The 2,541-nt window shown below is 44.9% G+C and carries 1 protein-coding gene; it reads right to left on the bottom strand.

The window, feature by feature from the left end:
- Window positions 1-505 precede the first annotated feature (505 nt).
- A complete protein-coding gene (locus tag AACY44_RS27465) occupies window positions 506-2,164 on the bottom strand; it encodes a 5'-methylthioadenosine/S-adenosylhomocysteine nucleosidase family protein (protein ID WP_339531513.1) in 1,659 nt (552 codons plus the stop codon).
- Window positions 2,165-2,541: the final 377 nt, after the last annotated feature.

Genomic DNA, 2,541 nt, shown 5'->3' with positions numbered 1-2,541 from the left:
GAGCGATTGCCGCACGCCTCGTCAGTAGAAGATTACGAAGCGCTGCTGCCGTGGAACTGCTCGCCACAGATGCCACGGTAAACCGAGGTTACATCTTGTGGTAGGTGGGGTTTGTGGATCGCACTCGATTCTTGAACAGCGATTTCTATTTCAATTAGCGCACTGCTGTCAAAGCCAGACAAGGGGCTGGCAGATTTTGTTATGCTAGCTCTTCGATAAGTAGCTTTGGGTTGATCGAGGCTGTTAGATATTGCTCACTTAAGATAGGGATTTGAACCACTTCCATCCCGACTCCACACCGCTCGTGGGCCGCTGAAGTCGGGAAAAGCCATTCGCTTGCAAGACTCCTAACGGCTTATAGCAGCCTCCATTTTGCCCTATCCTCTATCCTCTATCCGCCTATGAGCTTGAAGCAAGCTTTTACCTCGGTGTGGACTTCTCAAGCATGCCAAAGTCAATTGACAGCGCCGCAGCCAATTACATCTGATCTAAAATCGTAGCTGATTTAAGGTTTCATTACACTAATCAAATGAGCAGTAAATGCACTAGCCGACTTTGCAGCTTCTTCTTGCTTCGCTCGTTTATTCCTTCCTTTATTACCATCAGCCCAGTCGCACACAGCCTTAATTAGGATCCAATCAACCTTTTCACTTTGACAGGCCACATAGAGACCTGTCCCCTCCATTTCCCCTCCGATCGCTTCGGGGACTAGTGATTGAAGTTGATTTCTATAATCAGTATTATCTATAAGCTTCTCACCGCTAAGTATTAGCCCGGGCTCAACTTTCGCCCCGCCCCAGCTTTCTTTCGCAGCATTTACCCAACTTAACAGTTTTGTTGATGAAGAAGGCTTATCTCCACGCAGTGCAATAGAGTTGTCTTTGCTGATGCGTTGTAGTTCATATAGATATAGTTGCTTCGAAACTAAAATTTGACCGATTGCCTGTTTATCTTTATCGATACCAAATGCGATCCCGACCATAATAACAAATTCTGGTGATAATGCTTTAATGCTGCGCGATACAGTTGCTTGAGACCCACCCATACCAGAGGTCCCCATTTCACTTCTAGATAGAAAAATGTTAAACCCCCCAACTTTACCTAAGCAATGATAAGGATGCCCATCAACTGGATGTATTGTGGCTGAGTGACCTGTCTTTTCATTAAAAGCGTTCAGGATCGCAGTAGTTTCTATGTCGGTTACTGTAACAACTAGGATGTTGCGGGTGGTTGAAATCATGCTTGATTCACTCCGCTGCTCAAACTCATACTGCATACTAAATTCGCTCATCAATAGCCCCCACATCCTCTGAGCAGAAATACTATCTGGCAAAAAATATTTTGCATCATTGATAATTCTGCTAATAAGGTCGCTGGAAATAAAGCCGGACTTAACATCTCGTTTGATTGCGTTTGCAAATTCCATCAAAGAGGAGGCGTTCTTAAAGCGTTGAAGATTTCCTTCAACCTGATTAGTGCTGCAGTTAGGTGGTAAATAGGAAAGAATTCCTTGCCTATCTATTAGCACCAAGGTTTTATCGATTTGATGCGTTTTGTTTTTTTGGATGACCGAATCTACTATATCTCGCTCTTCGATAGTATGACGCGTTAGGATTTCCACCAGGCGATGCGATGTATCTTCCGTCTGGGTTCCTAGGTTCATAATCTGGATGACTGGAAAGATCTTAGGAAGCTCGGAAAGCTTCCTTGTGCTAATAGTGCCTGAAGTAGTGATGGCAAGAATTTCACAAACGAATCTAAAAAATCCTTTATGGGATTTAAGATCTTGCAGGTCGACAATGGCAGCGAGACTATCGACACTAAATGTCTGAACTCTTACTGAGGCGCATATGCAAGAAAAGTATCTTCTGAGCCCCACGGTTACTTGAAGGCGCTGTTGTATTTGATCAAAAAAAATCGTAAAAGAAAGTTGCTTTCCTTCAACACCTAATTCGCTCTTCGACGACCGTAAGGCGTGATGGAAATTTTTTGTCGGCTCAACTGTTATTGGCGCGTAAGGTGCGCGTGGATTGCCTCCAAGCGTACGCAAAAAAGAGTTTGCCCCTTTAACATTGAAAAGTGGGCTCGACAGCTTAGTTTTTTCATCCCCTTGTGGGGAAAGGCTGGAGAAAATTTTCCAACCTAATTCGACGTGGTAAGACACGGTTCAGACCTTCATTGGGTTGGCGAGGGAGGAGTCGAACCCCCTTGTTCTAGCAATCTAGAATCTGTCAGCTCAATGTCTCCAAATCGCCGTCCACACAGCCCGCCGTCGGCGAGAATATCACGCCAGCATATGTAAACAAAATGGTCGATCACCCCTGGTTGAAATGGAGTAATTTGAATCGCTCTCGAATTTGTTGACACATCCGAATGACATCTTTTGGTTGTTGACCGTCGCCTAAAGGTTGAATTGTAGTGGTCAACTGATCCCGGACACGACGTTAAGTTTTTTCTCGGCCTGAGCCGGTGGCAGCCCACCATTAAATTGGTGCGGTCGAATCCAGTTGTACCGGTGCATCAAAAAATGACTGATATCCC

The sequence above is a fragment of the Pseudomonas sp. RA_15y_Pfl1_P11 genome, from assembly GCF_963970975.1.
Classification (GTDB): Bacteria; Pseudomonadota; Gammaproteobacteria; order Pseudomonadales; family Pseudomonadaceae; genus Aquipseudomonas; species Aquipseudomonas tritici.
This window is presented reverse-complemented; position numbering and strand designations above follow the sequence as displayed.